16 protein-coding genes, 2 tRNA genes and 1 pseudogene are annotated in these 17,202 nt (G+C 71.7%); 9 read left to right on the top strand and 10 right to left on the bottom strand.

All coding sequences use genetic code 11. The annotated features are described in order from the left end of the window. Positions 1 to 23: 23 nt before the first annotated feature. Positions 24 to 97 (top strand) — tRNA-Met (locus LPA41_RS17210). Between the two features lie 856 nt (positions 98 to 953). After that, positions 954 to 1,027, top strand: a tRNA-Met gene (locus LPA41_RS17205). Between the two features lie 68 nt (positions 1,028 to 1,095). Here LPA41_RS17205 and LPA41_RS17200 read toward each other — a convergent pair. Continuing rightward, positions 1,096 to 1,233, bottom strand: a complete 138-nt coding sequence (locus LPA41_RS17200; RefSeq protein WP_229071420.1) for a hypothetical protein — start codon at positions 1,231 to 1,233, stop codon at positions 1,096 to 1,098. 18 nt (positions 1,234 to 1,251) lie between these two features. Here LPA41_RS17200 and LPA41_RS42720 point away from each other — a divergent pair, with 18 nt between their 5' ends. Next, positions 1,252 to 2,076, top strand: coding sequence for a pentapeptide repeat-containing protein (locus LPA41_RS42720; RefSeq protein WP_229071418.1), 825 nt, complete (start codon positions 1,252 to 1,254; stop codon positions 2,074 to 2,076). A gap of 9 nt (positions 2,077 to 2,085) precedes the next feature. Beyond that, positions 2,086 to 3,066 (top strand): annotated as a pseudogene (locus LPA41_RS17190) (TerC family protein); the annotation flags it as partial. A gap of 347 nt (positions 3,067 to 3,413) precedes the next feature. Here the strand turns inward: LPA41_RS17190 and LPA41_RS17185 are convergent. Both LPA41_RS17185 and LPA41_RS17180 read right to left on the bottom strand, forming a co-directional pair. Continuing rightward, a complete protein-coding gene (locus tag LPA41_RS17185; protein ID WP_229071413.1) occupies positions 3,414 to 4,484 on the bottom strand; it encodes a translation initiation factor 2 in 1,071 nt (356 codons plus the stop codon). A gap of 159 nt (positions 4,485 to 4,643) precedes the next feature. Beyond that, positions 4,644 to 5,495 carry a spermidine synthase gene (locus LPA41_RS17180; protein WP_229071411.1) on the bottom strand — a complete coding sequence of 284 codons (852 nt, stop codon included), beginning with the start codon at positions 5,493 to 5,495 and terminating at the stop codon, positions 4,644 to 4,646. Between the two features lie 82 nt (positions 5,496 to 5,577). On the opposite strand from LPA41_RS17180, the gene LPA41_RS17175 reads away from it, so the two are divergent. From LPA41_RS17175 to LPA41_RS17165, 3 genes are read left to right on the top strand one after another with little or no spacing between them, the layout of a single operon-like run. Beyond that, entirely contained in the window at positions 5,578 to 7,149 is a 1,572-nt protein-coding gene (locus tag LPA41_RS17175) for a DUF1800 domain-containing protein (protein ID WP_229071409.1), read from the top strand. Positions 7,150 to 7,154: 5 nt separating this feature from the next. Next, complete coding sequence (locus LPA41_RS17170) at positions 7,155 to 8,423, top strand: DUF1501 domain-containing protein (RefSeq protein ID WP_229071407.1); 1,269 nt, start codon at positions 7,155 to 7,157, stop codon at positions 8,421 to 8,423. Positions 8,424 to 8,472: 49 nt separating this feature from the next. After that, positions 8,473 to 8,889 (top strand): hypothetical protein, encoded by a 417-nt coding sequence (locus LPA41_RS17165; RefSeq protein WP_229071405.1) that lies wholly within the window; start codon positions 8,473 to 8,475, stop codon positions 8,887 to 8,889. Positions 8,890 to 8,914: 25 nt separating this feature from the next. On the opposite strand, the gene LPA41_RS17160 is transcribed toward LPA41_RS17165, so the two are convergent. Both LPA41_RS17160 and malQ read right to left on the bottom strand, forming a co-directional pair. Next, positions 8,915 to 9,130: an antitoxin gene (locus LPA41_RS17160; protein ID WP_229071403.1), complete on the bottom strand. Its 216-nt coding sequence runs from the start codon at positions 9,128 to 9,130 to the stop codon at positions 8,915 to 8,917. Continuing rightward, on the bottom strand, positions 9,127 to 11,064 hold the full coding sequence (gene malQ / locus LPA41_RS17155) for a 4-alpha-glucanotransferase (protein WP_229071401.1): 1,938 nt from the start codon (positions 11,062 to 11,064) through the stop codon (positions 9,127 to 9,129). Before malQ ends, LPA41_RS17160 begins: the two co-directional genes overlap by 4 nt. A gap of 61 nt (positions 11,065 to 11,125) precedes the next feature. On the opposite strand from malQ, the gene LPA41_RS17150 reads away from it, so the two are divergent. Beyond that, positions 11,126 to 11,374: a hypothetical protein gene (locus LPA41_RS17150; RefSeq protein ID WP_229071400.1), complete on the top strand. Its 249-nt coding sequence runs from the start codon at positions 11,126 to 11,128 to the stop codon at positions 11,372 to 11,374. Positions 11,375 to 11,398: 24 nt separating this feature from the next. Beyond that, positions 11,399 to 12,655, top strand: a complete 1,257-nt coding sequence (locus LPA41_RS42460; RefSeq protein ID WP_304523773.1) for a chitosanase — start codon at positions 11,399 to 11,401, stop codon at positions 12,653 to 12,655. A 21-nt stretch (positions 12,656 to 12,676) separates the two neighbouring features. Here the strand turns inward: LPA41_RS42460 and LPA41_RS17135 are convergent, their stop codons facing one another. From LPA41_RS17135 to hisN, 5 genes are all read right to left on the bottom strand, one after another. Beyond that, positions 12,677 to 13,921, bottom strand: coding sequence for a glycoside hydrolase family 16 protein (locus LPA41_RS17135; protein ID WP_229071398.1), 1,245 nt, complete (start codon positions 13,919 to 13,921; stop codon positions 12,677 to 12,679). 103 nt (positions 13,922 to 14,024) lie between these two features. Next, entirely contained in the window at positions 14,025 to 14,798 is a 774-nt protein-coding gene (locus LPA41_RS17130) for a carbohydrate-binding protein (protein WP_229071396.1), read from the bottom strand. Positions 14,799 to 14,884: 86 nt separating this feature from the next. Beyond that, positions 14,885 to 15,445 carry a DUF5709 domain-containing protein gene (locus LPA41_RS17125; RefSeq protein ID WP_229071394.1) on the bottom strand — a complete coding sequence of 187 codons (561 nt, stop codon included), beginning with the start codon at positions 15,443 to 15,445 and terminating at the stop codon, positions 14,885 to 14,887. Between the two features lie 9 nt (positions 15,446 to 15,454). Then, entirely contained in the window at positions 15,455 to 16,237 is a 783-nt protein-coding gene (locus tag LPA41_RS17120) for an ATP-binding protein (protein WP_229071392.1), read from the bottom strand. 132 nt (positions 16,238 to 16,369) lie between these two features. Continuing rightward, positions 16,370 to 17,170, bottom strand: coding sequence for a histidinol-phosphatase (gene hisN / locus LPA41_RS17115; protein ID WP_229071390.1), 801 nt, complete (start codon positions 17,168 to 17,170; stop codon positions 16,370 to 16,372). Between the last annotated feature and the right edge of the window lie 32 nt (positions 17,171 to 17,202).

Genomic DNA, 17,202 nt, shown 5'->3' with positions numbered 1-17,202 from the left:
GTGCGCTAGTGTTAACGAGCCGACGCGGGGTGGAGCAGCTCGGTAGCTCGCTGGGCTCATAACCCAGAGGTCGCAGGTTCAAATCCTGTCCCCGCTACGAGTGGAAAAGGCCGTGGTTCGCATCGCGAACCACGGCCTTTCTCGTTCTGCGGCCTTTCTCGTTCTGCGGCCTTTCTCGTTCTGCGGCCTTTCTCCTTCCTGCGGCCCTCTTGTTCCTGCGGCCCTTGTCGTCCCGGGGCTTTCTCGTCCGCAGCCCGGGGTCCTGCGGTCGTCGATCATTCCGGGATGGGCTGAGGCTCAACCAGCCTGCGGCCGCCGTCCGGGGGCGCCGGGCTGCCACGGTACGCCCGGCCCTCGGGCTCGTGCGATATCGCCGGCCCGCCCCGGCCGCCTGAGATGTCCCTCTGCGTTGCGTCCAGCCGGGCCGCAGCTCTGGGCCGGCACCCTGCCGCTCTGGGCCGCACCCTGCCGCTCTGGGCCGGCACCCTGATGATGACCCCGTACCCGAGAAGGAAACCGCCACCCGTCCGCGCTCCCTGGGCCGGCGGCGATCCGCCTCGGCCAGCGCGTCCTTTTGAGATGTTGATCTGCTAGCGCTACGAAATCGCGGTGATCAAGGGGCTTTGACCGCGATTTCGCATCGCTAGCAGATCAACATCTCGACGTGGGCGGCTTTCTCGGTGCCACCGGGGCGGAGCGGGGGACACCGGTTCAGGCGTGGGGGACACCGGTTCGGGCGTGGGGACACCGGTTCGGGCGTGTGGGGACACCGGTTCGGGCGTGGCGGGCACCGGTTGGGTGTGGGGCACCGGTTGGGCTCGGGTGGGCGCGGTGGTCGGGGGTCCTGTTGCTGACGGCCGACCGTCTTGAGCTGGGGTTTCTTGGTGTTGCGGCTCTTGGGGAGGGGGCGGTGAAGTCGCCTGGAACGGCACCGGCTAAGCTTTATCTACCGACGCGGGGTGGAGCAGCTCGGTAGCTCGCTGGGCTCATAACCCAGAGGTCGCAGGTTCAAATCCTGTCCCCGCTACGAGTGAGAAGGGCCGTGGTTCGCGATGCGAGCCGCGGCCCTTCTTCGTGGACAGGGTACCGGCCGCGTCAGTGCGAGGGCTGGGGCAGCGTGAACCAGAAGCGGCTGCCGCCGCCCGGGTTCTGGTTGATCGGCGCGGTGATCGCCGCGAAGGTGCGGGCGGTCAGGTTGTCGCGTGGCGCGGCGGTCGGATCCGGGGCGCCCATGTCTCGACGTTACGTGGCGTGCCGCGGCCGGACGGCCTGTTCGCCCAGTTGGGAGCGCTCGACCGGCCGGTACGATGGACCGCGATGAAGCTCGCCGCCGACTGTTCCCGCTGTGCCGCACTCTGTTGCGTGGCCCCCGCGTTCGCCAAGTCCTCCGATTTCGCCGTCGACAAGCCGGCCGGTCAGGCCTGCCGCAACCTGCGTGACGATTTCAGCTGCGGCATCCACGAGGAGTTGCCGAGGCGCGGCTTCCCGGGCTGCGTGGTGTTCGACTGTTTCGGTGCGGGGCAGCGACTGACCCAGGAGACGTTCGGTGGCCGCGACTGGCGGTCGGAGCCGGGGATCGCCGGTGACATGTTCGCCGCGTTGCCGGTGATGCGGCAGCTGCACGAGCTGATGTGGTATCTGACGGAGGCCCTGAAACTGGACGAGGCCAGCCGGTTGCACCCGAAGCTGCGGGCCGCGCTGACCGAGACTGATCAGCTGGCTGCCGGTGCCCCGGCGGACCTGCGTGCGCTCGATCTGGATGCGTACCGTAATCGGGTCAATCCGTTGTTGCGCCGCGCGAGTGAGATGGCCCGTTCCCGGGTCGGTGGTCGCCGCGCCGACCACAGCGGAGCGCAACTGATCGGCCGTCGCATGCGCGGCGCCGACCTGCGGGGCGCGAGCTTCCGGGGCGCCCTGCTGATCGGCGCCGACCTGCGCGACGCGGATCTGCGCCGCGCCGACTTCACCGGCGCTGACCTGCGCGGGACGGACCTGCGGGGTGCGGACCTGACCGGCGTGCTCTTTCTCACGGGATCGCAGCGCCGCGCCGCAGTGACGGGAGCCGATCACACTTAGGATGGGCGCATGCAGGTGTCCGGTGTGGTGTGGGTTCTGACGGTTGCTTTCATCATCGGACTGTTGCTGTTCGACTTCTTCGTGCACGTCCGGAAGGCGCACGTGCCGACGCTGCGCGAGGCGGCAGTGTGGACGTCGATCTACGTGGCGATCGCGGTCCTGTTCGGCGTCGGGATCTGGATTTTCGGCGGCTCCACGATGGGCGCGGAGTACTTCGCCGGATATGTCACCGAGAAGGCGCTCTCGGTCGACAACCTCTTCGTCTTCCTGCTGCTGATGGGCAGCTTCAAGGTGCCGCGGGCGGACCAGCAGAAGGTGCTGCTCTTCGGGATCGTGGTGTCGCTGCTGGCCCGGACGGGCTTCATCCTGCTCGGCGCCGCGCTGATCAACTCGTTCGCCTGGGTCTTCTACATCTTCGGCCTGATCCTGCTGGTCACCGCGGGAAACCTGCTGAAGGAGAAGAACGACGACGGCGAGGCGCCGGACAACATCGCGGTGCGGCTGGCGCGCCGGTTCCTGCACACCTCCGACGAGTACGACGGGGACAAGCTCTTCACCTACCAGAACGGCCGCCGGGTGCTCACCCCGATGCTGCTGGTGATGGTGGCGATCGGCGGCACCGACATCCTGTTCGCCCTGGACTCGATCCCGGCCATCTTCGGGCTAACCCAGAACGTCTTCCTGGTCTTCACCGCGACCGCGTTCTCCCTACTCGGCCTCCGGCAGCTGTACTTCCTGATCGACGGCCTGCTGGACCGGCTGGTGTTCCTCTCCTACGGCCTGGCCGCGATCCTCGCGCTGATCGGTGTGAAGCTGGTCCTGCACGCGCTGCACGAGAACAACGTGCCGTTCATCAACAACGGCGAGCCGGTGCACGTCATCGAGTTGCCGACCGCGGTCTCGCTCGGCCTGATCATCGGCATCCTGCTGGTCACGGTGGTGGCCTCGCTGCTGAGCCCGAGGGGCCGGGCCCGCACGCACGTGGCGGCCGCGCGCCGGCACGCGACCGAGTTCCTCGACATCGAGACCGACCCGGCGTACTGCGACGAGATCTACCACCGCCTCCTCAAGGAGGAGGAGAGCCTGCGTGAGCTCCCGGAGCGGCACCGGATGCGGATCCGGCAGGAGGAGGAGCTGATGGCCCTGCTACGCCGCGCCCACCAGGTGCACGACGAGCGGGTCGCCGAGGGCAGATGCTTCACCATCCCGGCGGCGACCCGATCCAGCTGAGCGACCGCGCAGCCTTGGCCAGCTGAGCGACCGCGCAGCCTTGGCTCAGCTGAGCGGTCAGGCGCGGGCCGGGCGGCCTGCGCGGCGCGACGATCCTGGCGTACGGGTCAGCGCGGCGCGCCTGGGTCGGCGTCGGCGTTGAGGTACGCGGAGAGGTTGTTGCTCCGGGTGGCGGGGTTGTCGGGGTCCTCCGAGGCGGAGACCAGGCTCGCCACCCGGGCCGCGAGGCTCGCCGCGCGGGATGCCAGGTCGGGCTCGGCGTAGCGGCTGTCCTGCTCGGCGCGCCGGGCCTGCTCGGCACGCACGGCGTCGACGCTGCGGCCGGGCCGATCGAAGGAGGCACGATCCCCGGAGACCGGCATCGCCGAGACCGGCGCCGGACTGTCGGAGACGGGATAGCCGGAGACGGGGCTGCCGGAGACGGGATAGCCGGAGACCGGGCTGCCCGAGACGGGATAGCCGGAGACGGGGGCCGCCGAGACGGGCGTGCCGGAAACCGGGGCGGCCGAGATCGGGGCGGCCGAGACGGGTGCCGCCGAGACCGGGGTGCCCGAGACGGGCATCGCCGAGACCGGCGCCGGGTCCGGTTCGTAGGCGGTCTCCTCGGGCGCCGGCACCTGCACGGCGCCGAGCAGGGTCACGGTCTGACCCGGGCCGCCCTGGAAGTTGTTGAATTCCGGGCCGATGACCAGGCGCGACAGCATCCGGGCCTGCGGCGCGGGCACACCGATCTCGGTGGCGTTCTCCACCCGGAACCTGGCGATCGCCTGCCGCAGCACGTTGGCGAGGCGGTCCGCGTCGCCGACCGACGTCAGGGTGCCGCCGGCGAAGACGAGCGCCGGGAAGCTGCCGCCCGGGCCGTTGCAGACCAGCTGGATCTGGGTGACCGTGGCGTTGCGCCCGACCTCCCGGTTGCCCGGCTGCACCCGCAGGTGCTGTGGCCACAGCCAGAAGAGTTCGCCGTTACTGACCGTGGAGTCGTCCGCATACGTGTAGCGAACTCGGCGGTCCGTGACGAGGACCTCGGTCCCCTCCGGCAGCGTCCAGCGCGGCAGGGAGGAAGCCTCGTCGAACGCGTACTCGGCGACGGCGCAACGGCCTTGCCAGAGAACTCGCTCGCCGCTGTCCAGCGGTCCCAGATCCGTACCGGGTGCGGACAGGAAGTGCTGGTGGAACATGGTTGCCTTCCCCGTGGTCGCCGCGATCCGCTACACGCGGCCGCACCGATTACAGCCCGTTGTGCGCAGTGCCGCCAGTAGCCGGGCGCGAATCACAGGCGTTCTTCGAAAATCGACACACCACGGTGATCAGTGGTGCACCTACGGCCTATCCGGTCATCACTTTCGGTTACCAAAGAGGCCCTCCGGGGGCAATGGCGACGGAACCGCTGATGTGTCCGGAACCGGCGTGGCCCCGGCGGTGAAGCGGTCGAGGTCCTCCTCCACCCGTCCCGGGAACCAGTCGCCGGCGGCCCGCCGGGTCAGTTCGGCGAGCGGCGGCGTGGTCCGGCCGGCGAGCAGCACCAGGTTGCCGAACCGGCGGCCGCGGAGCACGCCGGCGTCGGCGATCAGGCAGGCCTGCGGCAGCGCGGCGCGGATCGTGGCGACCTGGCTCCGCGCGTACCGCAGTGGCGGGCCGTCGGCGACGTTCGCGATCAGCCAGCCGGACGGGTCGAGCACCCGGGCCACTTGGGCGGCGAACTCGGCGGAGGCCAGGTGTGCCGGGGTGCGCGCGCCGGCGAAGACGTCCAGGATCACCACGTCGTACCCGGCGTCGCGCATCCCTTCGACGGCGGCGCGCGCGTCGGCGACGCGTACCCGGATGTTCGCCGAGGCGGGCAGGGGCAGCGCCGCACGCACCAGTTCGACCAGCGGCCCGTCGATCTCCACCACCCGTTGTGCGGAACCGGGCCGGGTAGCCGCGATGTACCGGGGCAGCGTCAGCGCGCCGCCGCCCAGGTGCAGCGCGCGCAACGGGCGGCCGGGCGGCGCCACCAGGTCGATCGCCGAGGCCATCCGGCGCACGTATTCGAACTGCAGGAACGTCGGGTCGGCCAGGTCGACGTGGGACTGCGGCGCGCCGTCCAGCAGGAGGGTCCAGGCGGTGTCCCGGTCGGGGTCGGGCACCAGCTCGGCCACGCCCGACGCGACCGTCTCCACCCGTCGCCGCGACGATCTGCGCTGTGCCATCGGGCAAGTATCCAGGTAGCAAGTGGGTAGCGCGCCGCAGGGAACCCAGCGATCACCCGCCGGGCTCCCGACTGTTCCGCCCGTGAGCGCATCCGAGCAGACGATGACCCGGCGCGGTGTCCTGGGTGGGGTGGCGGCCGCCGGTGCGGCGGCGGCCCTGACGGCCGGTACGCCGGCCGCGGCGGCCGCCGCCGTGCCGAGCACCGCCGCCGAGGCCGGGCCGGCCGGCTTCCTCCCCGCCGACCCGCTGCTGCACCTGCTGCGGCGGGCCACCTTCGGTCCCGGTCCGGCGTCGATCGCGGAGATCCGCAAGCTGGGCGCGAAGGCCTGGCTGGACCGGCAGCTCGCGCCCGCGTCGATCCCGGACAAGGTGGCCGACGGCGTGCTCGCCCGGCTGCCGCTGAGCGGGCTCAGCATCGCCGAGATCCGGAAGCAGGTGGCCGCCGGCAAGCTCAAGCAGTACAGCTGGGACCCGATGTGGCAGCTCGGCTTCGCGGCGGTGACCAGGGCGATCTGGAGTGAGCGCCAGCTGTTCGAGGTGATGGTGGACTTCTGGAGCAACCACCTGAACGTCACCTGCCCGCACGGCGACGTCTGGGACAGCCGGATCGACTACGACCGCAACGTCATCCGTAAGCACGCGCTCGGCACGTTCGCGAACCTGCTCAAGGCGTCCGCCCGGCACCCGGCGATGCTCACCTACCTGGACAACCGGTACTCCACCAAGGCGGCGCCGAACGAGAACTACGGCCGCGAACTGCTGGAACTGCACACGGTCGGCCTGGCCTACACCGAGGCCGACGTCAAGGACGCGGCCCGGCTGCTCACCGGCCTGACCGTGGACAACGCCACCGGGCAGTACCGCTACGACGCGGCCGGTCACGCCACCGGCGCGGTACGCGTCCTGACGTTCCAGCACGCCAACGCGACGCCGGCCGGCGGTGAGGCGGCCGCCCTGGCGTTCCTCGACCACCTGGCTCTGCACCCGCTCACGGCCCGCCGGATCGTCACGAAGCTCTGTGTCCGGTTCGTCGCGGACGAGCCACCCGCCGATCTGATCACCGCGCTGGTCAAGGTCTACCTGGACAACCGGTCGGCGATCGCGCCGGTGCTGCGGGCGCTGTTCACCTCGGCGCAGTTCGCCGCGTCGGCCGGCGCGAAGACCCGCACGCCGATGGAGGACCTGGCCGCCACCGTGCGCATCCTCGGTTACGGACCGGCGCCGACCGGCACCAAGTTCCTGGAAAGCCTCTACTGGATGGCCCGGGACGCCGGGCACGCCCCGCTGAACTGGGGGCCGCCGAACGGCTATCCGGACGTGGCGAGCGCCTGGGCGTCACCGTCCGGGCTGCTGGTGCGGTGGAACTTCCACCTCTCCATCGCGGCCGGCTGGTGGCCGGACACGCTGGTGCGGCCGGCGAATCTGGTGACCGGGATGGTGGGGGCGCTGCCGGCGACGTACGGGGCGTTGATCAACGCGCTGGGCGTACGCCTGCTCGGTATGGCCCCACCGGCTAAGCATGTGGCCGCTCTCGCCGAGTTCTACGGAAAGACACCGGCCTCGCCGCTGAAGGCCGGCGACCCGGCGGCCGGCTGGATGTTCCCGTACCTGATGGGGATGCTGCTCAACTCCCCGTCCTTCGCGCTGAGGTGACGACCATGACGACCATGACCTGCGAGTGCGACGACCTGCGCCAGGCGTCGGTGTCCCGGCGCCGGCTGCTGGCCACCGGCGCGGCCGGCGCGTTCGCCGGGCTGGCCGGGGCCCAGCTCGGCCCCGGTGTGGCGTACGCGGCCGACCCGGCCTACTCCGGCGACGTGCTGGTGCTGCTCTCGCTGCGGGGTGGCTTCGACGGCCTGTCCGCGGTGGTGCCGCACGGCGACGCCGGTTACTACGCCGCCCGCCCCACGATCGCGGTGCCGAAGGCCCAGCTGATCGGCGGCGACGCGTTCTTCGGGCTGCACCCGGCGCTCGCTCCGCTGCTGCCGTACTGGACCGGCGGGCAACTGGCCGCCGTGCACGCGGTCGGCCAGCCGGCCCCGAACCGGTCGCATTTCTCGGCCATGGAGGAACTGGAACGGGCCGCGCCGGGCACCTCGATCCGAACCGGCTGGCTCAACCGGATGCTCGGCTCGCTGGGGACGTCCGACTCTTTCCAGGCGGTCGCGATGGGCACCGCGATGCCGGCCCGGGTGCTCGCCGGCCCGGCGCCCTACCTGGGCGTGACCTCGGTGGACGGCCTTGCGCTCACCGGCGAGCAGGCGGGCCGGCCGATCTCCGCCACGATGAGCGCGCTCTACGACGGCGCGCCGGCGGCACTCGCCCGGACGGCGGCGCAGCTCACCGGTGCGCTGACGCGGGGCGCGACGTTGCGGGCCGCCGGGTACACGCCGGCGAACGGCGCCGCCTACCCCGACTCGGAACTGGGGCGGGCGCTACGGGACGTGGCCCGGCTGATCAGGTCCGGGACCGGGCTGATGAGCGCCACGGTCGACTCCGGCGACTGGGACATGCACGAGAACCTGGGCGCGGCCGCGCCGGGCAAGCGGATGTACGAGCAGCTCAAGGCGTTCGCCACCGCGCTGGCGGCGTTCGCGGCCGACCTCGGCCCGGACGGTCTGAGCCGGGTCACCGTGGTCACCATCAGCGAGTTCGGCCGGCGGGTGACGCAGAACGGCTCGGGCGGTCTGGACCACGGGTACGGCAACGCGATGTTCGTGCTGGGCGGTGGCGTCCGGGGCGGCCGGGTGCACGGCCGGTGGCCGGGCCTGGGCGCGGGCGATCTGCGCGACGGCGACCTCGCGGTGGCCACCGATTACCGCGCCGTGATCGGTGAGGTCCTCCGGGCCCGGTGCGGCGTCGGTGACCTGGCCGGGGTGTTCCCCGGGGTGACCCCGTCCGCACTGGGCCTGGTGGCAGCCCGCTGAGAAGGAGCTCGAGGCGTAAAAGCGGCAAAACTGCCATCCGGTTCATGAGGTGCGCATCACACTGAAACGCAGCGCCACGAACACGGAGGTGACGGTGTCGAGCAACGTGCTTGCCGAGATCATGGGCCAGCGGCGGCCACCGGGGCCGCCACCCGTCCGCGAGATGCCCGGGATACTGGCCGCCGCGAGTCATCGGGCCGGTCCGCCGCTGCGGATCCGCCGGCACGCCGCCGACGAGGGTGCCCCGTTCTGGCGGTGGGACTGCGCGGGCTGCGGGGAGTACGGCGGCGGCCGACACCACGAGGACGCCCTGGCCAGGGCACACCGGCACTGCCGGGAGCATCCGGCGCACGGCTCGTCGCTGCTGCCGCCGGCGCGTTGCCGGCAGCCGGACACGTACCTGCCGCTGCACCCGATGCTGTACGCCGTGGACGACGACCCGCCGCCGGAACCCCTGTCGATCTGACCGGGCACCGGCGGCGGTCCGGACGTCAGATCCGGGTGTCGCCGGTGCCGGTGCCGGTGGTGCCGCCGGTGCCGGGGTTGTTTCCGGTGCGCTTCTTGATCTCGTCGACGCCGCGGTCGATCTGCGACGTGTACTTGTGGCCGGTACGCCGGTCCACCTGGTCGCCGATCTTCTCCAGGGCCGCGTCGACCTTGTCCTCGTGCTTGTTGACGAGGTCCTTGGCCTTGTCCAGGAAACTCATGTGGTTGCCCCCTTTCCGGGTTTCCCCTTACCCAGTATCGCCGCCACCTCGCGGAAGAGCGGGTTCGCCGCGATCTCGGTCAGGTCGGGACCCAGCGGGATGCGCCAGTTCGGGTATTCGTCGAACGTGCCGGGCAGGTTCGGCTGGCGTACCTCCAGCAGCACGTCGTGCAGCGACGCGGTGACCAGCCGGCACGGTGTCCGGGCCAGGAACCGGTGCATGGCCAGCACGGTCTCCTCGGCGGTCGCGTCGTCGTCCAGCAGCCCCTCGGTGCGCAGCAGGGCGAGCAACTCGGTGCGATCCTTGCGCCAGTTCGCGCGCTCCCGTTCCACCGGGCCGGCCAGCTGATCGAGCTTCGCGCGTACCTCCACCTGCTCGCCGGCCAGGAAGCCGGCGGCGGTCGGCAGGTCGTGGGTGGAGATGCTGGCGAGGGCGTTGCGCGGATAGCCGGCGGCGGGAAGGTAGTCGCCGTCGTCGTCGCGGGTGAACCAGAGCACCGCCGAACCGAGCATGTTCATCCGGTCCAGGCCCTCGGTGACCTCCGGCAGCACCGTGCCGAGGTCCTCGCCGATCACCACGGCCCCGGCCCGGTGCGCCTCCAAGGCCAGGATGCCGAGCATCGCCTCCGGGTCGTAGTGCACGTAGGTGCCCTCGGCCGCCCCCAGACCCGGCGGCACCCACCACAGCCGCCACAACCCGGCCACGTGGTCGACCCGGAGCCCGCCGGCGTGCCGGAAGATCCGCCGGAGCATGTCCCGGTAGGCCGCGTACCCCGTCTCCACCAGCATGTCCGGCCGCCACGCGGCCAGGCCCCAGTCCTGGCCCAGCTGGTTGAACGCGTCCGGTGGCGCGCCCGCGCGCACCCCGGGTGCCAGCACGTCCTGGAGCAACCAGCCGTCCGCGCCACCCGGGTCGATGCCGACCGCCAGGTCGTGCACGATGCCGACCGGCATGCCGGCGGCCGCCTCGCGCGCCGCGACCAGTTGCTCGTGGACCAGGTGCTGCACCCAGGCGTGGAACGCGATCCGGTCCGAGCGGTACGCGTGGACCGCCGGCGCGTCCGGCCGCCGCAGCTCCTCCGGCCACTTCCGCCAGTCCGGGCCGTGCTCCTCGGCGAGCGCGCAGAACCGGGCGAAGTCCGCCAGCCCGGGGTCCGCGGTGAGGTCGACCGGCTCCGCGAGCGGCCACAACAACTCCAGCGCGGCCTGCTTCGCCGTCCACACCGCGTCGTAGTCGATGAGCGAGTCGGCCGTCGGTCCCGGCCGCAGCGCGTCCACCCGGGCGCGCAGCCCGGCATCGGCCCGCCGGTACGCCTCGGTCTCGGAGATCCGCAGGTAGAGCGGGTTCGCGAAGCGCCGGCTCGACGGCGAGTACGGCGACGCCGGCACCGGATGGGTCGGCGTGATCGCGTGCAGCGGGTTCAGCAGCACCAGGCCGGCCCCCGCCGACCCGGCCACGAAGGATCGCAGGTCACCGAGGTCGCCCATGCCCCAGGAGTCCGCCGAGTGCAGTGAGTAGAGCTGGAGCATCCAGCCCCAGGTCTCCGGCGGCGCGGGCAGCTCGGCCGGTACCACCACCAGCGTGATGTCCTGCCCGGCGCAGCTCAGCCGGTGCCAGCCGAGCGGCAGGTCGGCGGGGAGACGCTCGGCCGTGACGACACCGCCGTCCTCCAGCGTGACCTCGCCGGGGGCGGGCAGCTGCCGGGTGCTGCCGGCGCGCAGCACTATCGTGCCGGGCAACCGGGTGCCCTGGTCACGGCGGCGCGCGGCGGCGAGCGCGTCGCGGACCGCCGCGGGCGTGCGGGCGTCGACGCCGAGCAGTCCCAGCACCCCGACAACCGATTCCTCGGACACCTCGGTCCGTTTGCGGCGCCAGTCCTCGTACCACGTGGCCACCCCGTGCGCCTCGGCGAGCGCCACCAGATCCGCGTTCATCGCTTTCCTTCCGTCGGTACCACTTGCATACCCGTTGCGCTCATAGGTCAGCATTGAGTGCATGACTGATCTGGTGAAGTGGTGGTCCCGGGTGACCGCAGCAGTGACCGGCGCGGTCCTCGCCCTGGTCATCCCCGCGCACGCATGGGCGGCGAGCAACGGCGTGGCCGAGCTGGCAGTGGAGGCGGCCCGGCGGCGGTCCCGTGGTTTCGGGGCCTTCGGCATCTTCGGCCTGCTCTGCTGCCTGTTCGTCGTGGCCGGGGTCGTATTGGCGATAGTGTTGATTTCCCGGAACCGCAAGCGTCGCTGACCGATCCCGCCCTAGCGTAAATGTATGCGCTTTCCGGGCGGGTCGTTTCGTTCGTTCGCGTCAGCGGGTGGGATCGCCGCGGTGCTCTGCGTGCCGCCGGCCGTCTCGGCCGCCACCGGCGCGGACTCTGACGTGCTGCTCTCCCGCGGCCGCCCGGCCGTGGCGTCCTCGGCCGAGTCGGTCGTCTGGCCGGCGTCGGCGGTGGCCGACGGCAACGCGCGGACCAGGTGGACGAGCGTGGCCGGCGCCGGCACGCAGTGGGTCCAGCTCGACCTGGGTGCTGCCCAGGAGGTCCGGCGCGTGCGGCTGAGCTGGGCCAAGGTGTTCGCCAGGGCCTATCGCGTGCAGATCTCCGGCAACGGTGCGCAGTGGACCGACCTCTACCGCACGACCACCGGCAACGGCGGCGTCGACGACCTGCGGGGCCTGCGGGGCTCCGGGCGTCACCTGCGGGTGCTCGCCACGCAGCGGTCCGTCGCCTCGGGTGGCTATTCGCTGTGGGATCTCCAGGCCTGGGGGCCCGGGCCGGCCGGGCCGGTCACCGAGGCGGCCCCGGCGTCGGCCGCGGTTCCCGCCACGGCCGCCGGCCTCACCGCGGCCGCGAAGAAGGAGACGGCCTTCAAGCTGGTCGCCAGCGCGGAGAACTCGACGCTCGACTGGCGGCGCGCCTACGGCTACATCGAGGACATCGGCGACGGCCGCGGATACACCGGCGGTCTCGTCGGGTTCACCTCCGGCACCTCGGACATGCTCGCCGTGGTCACCGAGTACACCCGGCGCAAGCCCGCCAACGGGCTGGCCCGCTATGTGCCGGCGCTGCGCGCGGTGGACGGCACGGCCTCGCACCGCGGCCTCGGTGCGGGCTTCACGGGAGCGTGGCGCGCGGCGGCAGCGGACCCGGTCTTCCGCGCGGTCCAGGAGGACGCCCGGGACCGGATCTACTTCGAACCGGCGGTCCGGCTCGCCGGGGTGGACGGGCTGCGGGCGCTGGGTCAGTTCGCGTACTACGACGCTGCCGTGATGCACGGCGTGGAAGGGCTGCGGGAGATCCGCGAGCGGGCGGCGCGCGCGGCGCGGACGCCGGTGCGGGGCGGGGACGAGATCGGGTACCTGACGGCCTTCCTGGACGCCCGGGCGGCCGAGATGCGTACCGAGGCCGCCCACAGCGACACCAGCCGCGTGGAGAGCGCTCAGCGGGTCTTTCTGCGGTCGAGCAACCTGGACCTGGTGCCGCCGCTGAGCTGGAGTGTGTACGGGGACCGGTACACCGTCACCCGGTGACCGGCCCCCGCCGCCGGACCGTCAGGCCCGCGTCCACTTCTGGTTGGCGGCGCCGAGGCAGTCCCAGAGGTGCAGGGCTGCCCCGTTCGCGGGGTTCACGTCCTTGATGTCGACACACCGGTTGGCGGACACGTTCACCAGGTCACCGGCCGCGGAGAGGGTGAACCGCTGCACCGGGTTGCCGTTGCAGGTGACCAACTGGATCGGGGTGCCGTTGCCGAGCGCCCCACCGGCCGGGTCCATGCATTTGCCCAGCGCCCGCACGGTGCCGTCGCTCTGGAACGTCCAGCGCTGCGCGGTGCTGCCGTTGCAGTCGTACATCTGCAGGCGGGTGCCGTCGGCGCTGTTGCCGCCCGGGATGTCGATGCAGCGGCCGGAGAGGTTGCTCTTCAGGGCCGAGCCGGTGCCGGTGCCGCCGCCGCTCTCGTTCCAGGCCGAGGCGCGCACCCAGTCGACGAGCATGGTCTGGGGGAAGGAGGTGCTGGCGTCCGGGCTGCCCGGCCAGTTGCCGCCGACCGCGACGTTGAGGATCAGGTAGAACGGGTGGTCGAAGACCCAGGCACGGCCACCGAGGGTGGCCGGGGTGACCCGGTGGTACTCGACGCCGTCCAGGAACCAGACGATCAAATTCGGGGACCATTCCACGGCGTACGAGTGGTACGCGTCCCCGAGCGGCGCGCCGAGTGTCCGGCTGCCGCTTATCGCGCTGCCGCCGGAGTAGCCGGGACCGTGGATCGTGCCGTACAGCGTGTTCGGTTCCTTGCCGACGTTCTCCATGATGTCGATCTCGCCGGACTGCGGCCAGCCGACGCTGCCCAGGTTGTCGCCGAGCATCCAGAACGCCGGCCAGATGCCCTGACCCTTGGGGACCTTGATGCTGGCCTCGAAACGGCCGTACTTCTGGGTGAACTTGCCGGACGTCAGGATCCGGCCGGACGTGTACTGGCAGGTGCCGTACCAGCACTGGAAGTTGCTGGGGTTCTCCTTGCGCGCGGTGATCGCGAGGTGCCCGGCGCCGTCCTGGCGCACGTTGCTTGTGGAGTTCGTGTAGTACTGGAGCTCGTTGTTGCCGAAGCCGCCGCCGCCGATGTCGAAGTTCCACTTCGAGCCGTCGACCGGCGCGCCGGCGGCGCCGTTGAACTCGTCGGACCAGGTGACCGGGCCGACCGCGGCGTCCGCGGTGTCGTTCCGGGCGGCAAGCGTCAGCGAGCCGGCGAGGGTGGTCGCGACCACGGCCGCGCTGAGCAGCATCCGTAGTTTGCGCATGGGGGATCCTCCGGGGGAGAGGGAACGTTCTCCAAACAGTCTTTAGAGATAGACTGCAGTCGGTCAATGGAGACGGGTTCCGGAACCGCCGGATAACGGAAACTCAGATCTTTTCGAACAGTGCCGGCACCTTGGCCGGCTGCCAGCCGGGCAGCGACGTGTGACGCTCCCGCACCCGGTAGGTGCTGCCCTGGTGGGAGACGTACCGGCCGGCCCGGTAATCGGTGAACTTCTTCCACGGCGTCGCCGTCACGGCGACCTGGACGGTGATGCGCACCGAGTCGACGACCACGGTCTCCGAGCGCCACCCGGCGGCCGGGTTCAGGGCCAGGAAGAAGGGCCGGCCGCTTTCCTCGGGCGTGAACCGGAGCACCCGGACACCGTCCACCGACCACACCATCGACGTTGGCGTCCAGTCGATCGCGTACGTGTGGAACTCGTCGTCGTCCACCCCGTCGTCGGGGAAGGTCTCCACCTTGCCGGCCGGTAGCCGTCCCGACTCGTCGAGCACGGCCAGGGCCCGCCACGCGCCGGACGTCCGCCGCATCCTGATCGAGGCCTCCGCGCGCCCGGACTTGCGGGTCACGGCCGCCGCCGTGCGCAGCGGCTCGTCGAGCACGAGATGTCCCTCGCCGTCGAGCCACGCCCGCCGGGCCGGCGCCCACTTCGCGGCGTCCGGCGCGGTGCCGCGATCGCCGGCGAAGCCGTCGCTGAAGACCGTGCGGGTCACCGTCGGCGCTGCGGCTGCGGCTGCGGCTGCGGCTGGGGCTGCGGCGGCTGCGGCTGTGCTGCCCGGCCGGCTCAGGGACAGCGCCGTGAGCCCGGAGACGAGCACCGCGGCGGCCACCAGGGACCGCAGCAACCGTGCGCCGTTCATGGACCGAACCCCCACCCTTGATCACCTGCGCGCGTACTGTGCCCGTTCGGGAGCGCTCTCAGCAAGAGTGGGGGCCACATTTCTGGTCAGTCGTAGTCCGGCGCCCGGGTCTCGTGCATCGCCAGTTCCTCGGCACTCGCGCCGCCACCCGCCGCACCGGCGTCGTAGGCGACGCTGTCCGGCTCCTCGTCGTAACCGGAACCCTCGTCCGGCGCGACCAGGCGGCCGACCGTCTCCGGGTCGGCGTCGTCGAGCTGACCGTCGTCGTAGAGCGACACCTGCGAATTCGGGTCCGACGTCGGGCCGTCCTCCCAGACGTCCCGGTCGAACTGGAGTTCCGCCGAATCGTCCACGGTCTCGTCGATCGGGTCGCGGCGCTGCGTCACCTGCTCACGCTCGGCGCCGACGTCCGGCTCCTCCTGGCTGAGCCGGCGGTCCAGCCCTTCGCCCTGGCGCTGCTCCTCGGCGGTGTCACCGAACCGGTTCGACCCGCCGGGGCCGACACCGGCGAGCGCGGCGGGATCCGGCCCGTCGGCCCACCGGCCGCTGTTCACCTCGTCGTTCGCGGTGGAGTCGTCGTCCGCGGTGTCCGGCAGTCCGGAGGCCTCCGGGTCACTGACCTCGGCCGGGTAGTCGTTGTCTCGCATGTCCGCAATCTACCCACGGCGGGGGTCGGTCATACCGGCATCGTCGCGCCGGCGCGACGCCGGGGACGCCGCCGGCAGCTCCGGCTCGAGCCGGGCCCACACCACCTTGCCGTCGGCGAGGGCCAGATGACCCCAGCGGGACGACACCGAGTCGATCAGCAGAAGACCGCGACCGCCGTACGACGTGGGCGCCACCGGGCCGGTGAAGCGCGGCACCACCGCGGAGCCGTCCCGGACTGCCACGCTCATCGTGTCGCCGTCCAGGGCCAGCAGCACCGTCATCGGCGTCCGGGCGTGCGCCACCACGTTGTTGACCATCTCGGTCGCCACGATGCAGGCGTTGCCGGTCAGTTCCGGTTGATCCCAGCGGCCGCACGCCTCGGTGATGACCTCGCGGGACTGGCGGGCCGCGCCGGGCAGCGGCTCCAGGTGCAGGCTGATCCGGTGGCCGGGTTCGGGGTCACCCAGCGCGCCGAACGCGCCGGCCGGGTCGGGCCACACCGGCCAGCCACTCGGCCGCCAGGTCGCGGCGTCGGCCGCGCCGGTGAGTGCCAGATGGGCGCCCGGCCAGTCCCGGGTCTCGTCCAGGACGCCGCGGAACGCGGCGACCGCGCCGGGGTGGGTGACGTGCAGCTCGGCGACGTCGACCACGACGGCCTCCGGCTGGTCGGCCAGCACGTCGAGAAGCACCGAGCGGATCGGCCCGGCAGTGTTCTCATCGAGCACGCCGGTCAGCCGGACCAGGGGATAGGCCTGGTCACGGTCCACCAGGTGACGAACCTCGCTCGGCATGATCGCTCCATTGTGCATAACACGTCCCCTCCTCGCATTTCGGGTGAGGATCGGTCGTCACCTGTCGGGCACTGATCGCTGAACAACTAGGTACCCCACGCGGGTGGTCTCATACCCGAACGGGACGCTCGATCAGCCGCGACGGGCCAGGGCGGTCAGCACGGTCTCGTGCAGCAGGCCATTGGTGGCGATCACCGAGCTCTTGTCGGCGGTCGCACGCCCGTCCAGGTCGGTCACCTTGCCGCCGGCCTCCGTGATGATCGGGATCAGGGCGGCCATGTCCCAGAGCGACAACTCCGGTTCGGCCATCGCGTCCAGCGCCCCCTCGGCGAGCAGCATGTACCCGTAGAAGTCGCCGTAGGCCCGGCTGCGCCACACGCCGAGCAGGATGTCGAGCATCGCGTCCAGGCGGCCGTTCTCGGCCCAGCCGTTCAGGCTGGCGTAACAGAAGCTCGCGTCGGCCAGGGCGCGCACCGAGGAGACGCCGATCCGGGTCGCCGCGTGCTGGTGCTTGCCGGCGAAGGCGCCCAGGCCGCGCGCCGCCCACCAGCGCCGCCCCAGCGCCGGTGCGGACACCAGGCCCACCACCGGGGTGTCGCCCTCCATCAAGGCGATGAGCGTGGCCCAGATGGGCACGCCGCGCACGAAGTTCTTGGTGCCGTCGATCGGGTCGATCACCCAGTACCGGCTGCCCGGCCCGGCCGGCGCCGCCGACCGGCCGAACTCCTCACCGAGCACACCGTCCCGCGGCCGGGCCCGGGCCAGCGTGGACCGGATCGCCTTCTCCACCGCGGTGTCCGCGTCGGAGACCGGCGTCAGGTCCGGCTTGGCCTCGACATGCAGGTCGAGCGCCCGGAACCGAGCCGTCGAGACGGCGTCGGCCGTGTCGGCGAGCAGATGGGCAAGCGCAAGATCGTCCGCATATCCAGCCATGCCGAAAAAGTTAGTGCATGACGGCCCGCGCG

Origin of the sequence: Actinoplanes sp. DH11 (genome assembly GCF_020873875.1) — a bacterium.
Classification (GTDB): Bacteria; Actinomycetota; Actinomycetes; order Mycobacteriales; family Micromonosporaceae; genus Actinoplanes.
The sequence above is the reverse complement of the archived record's forward strand: the minus strand, read 5'-3'. Positions and strand labels throughout refer to the sequence as shown.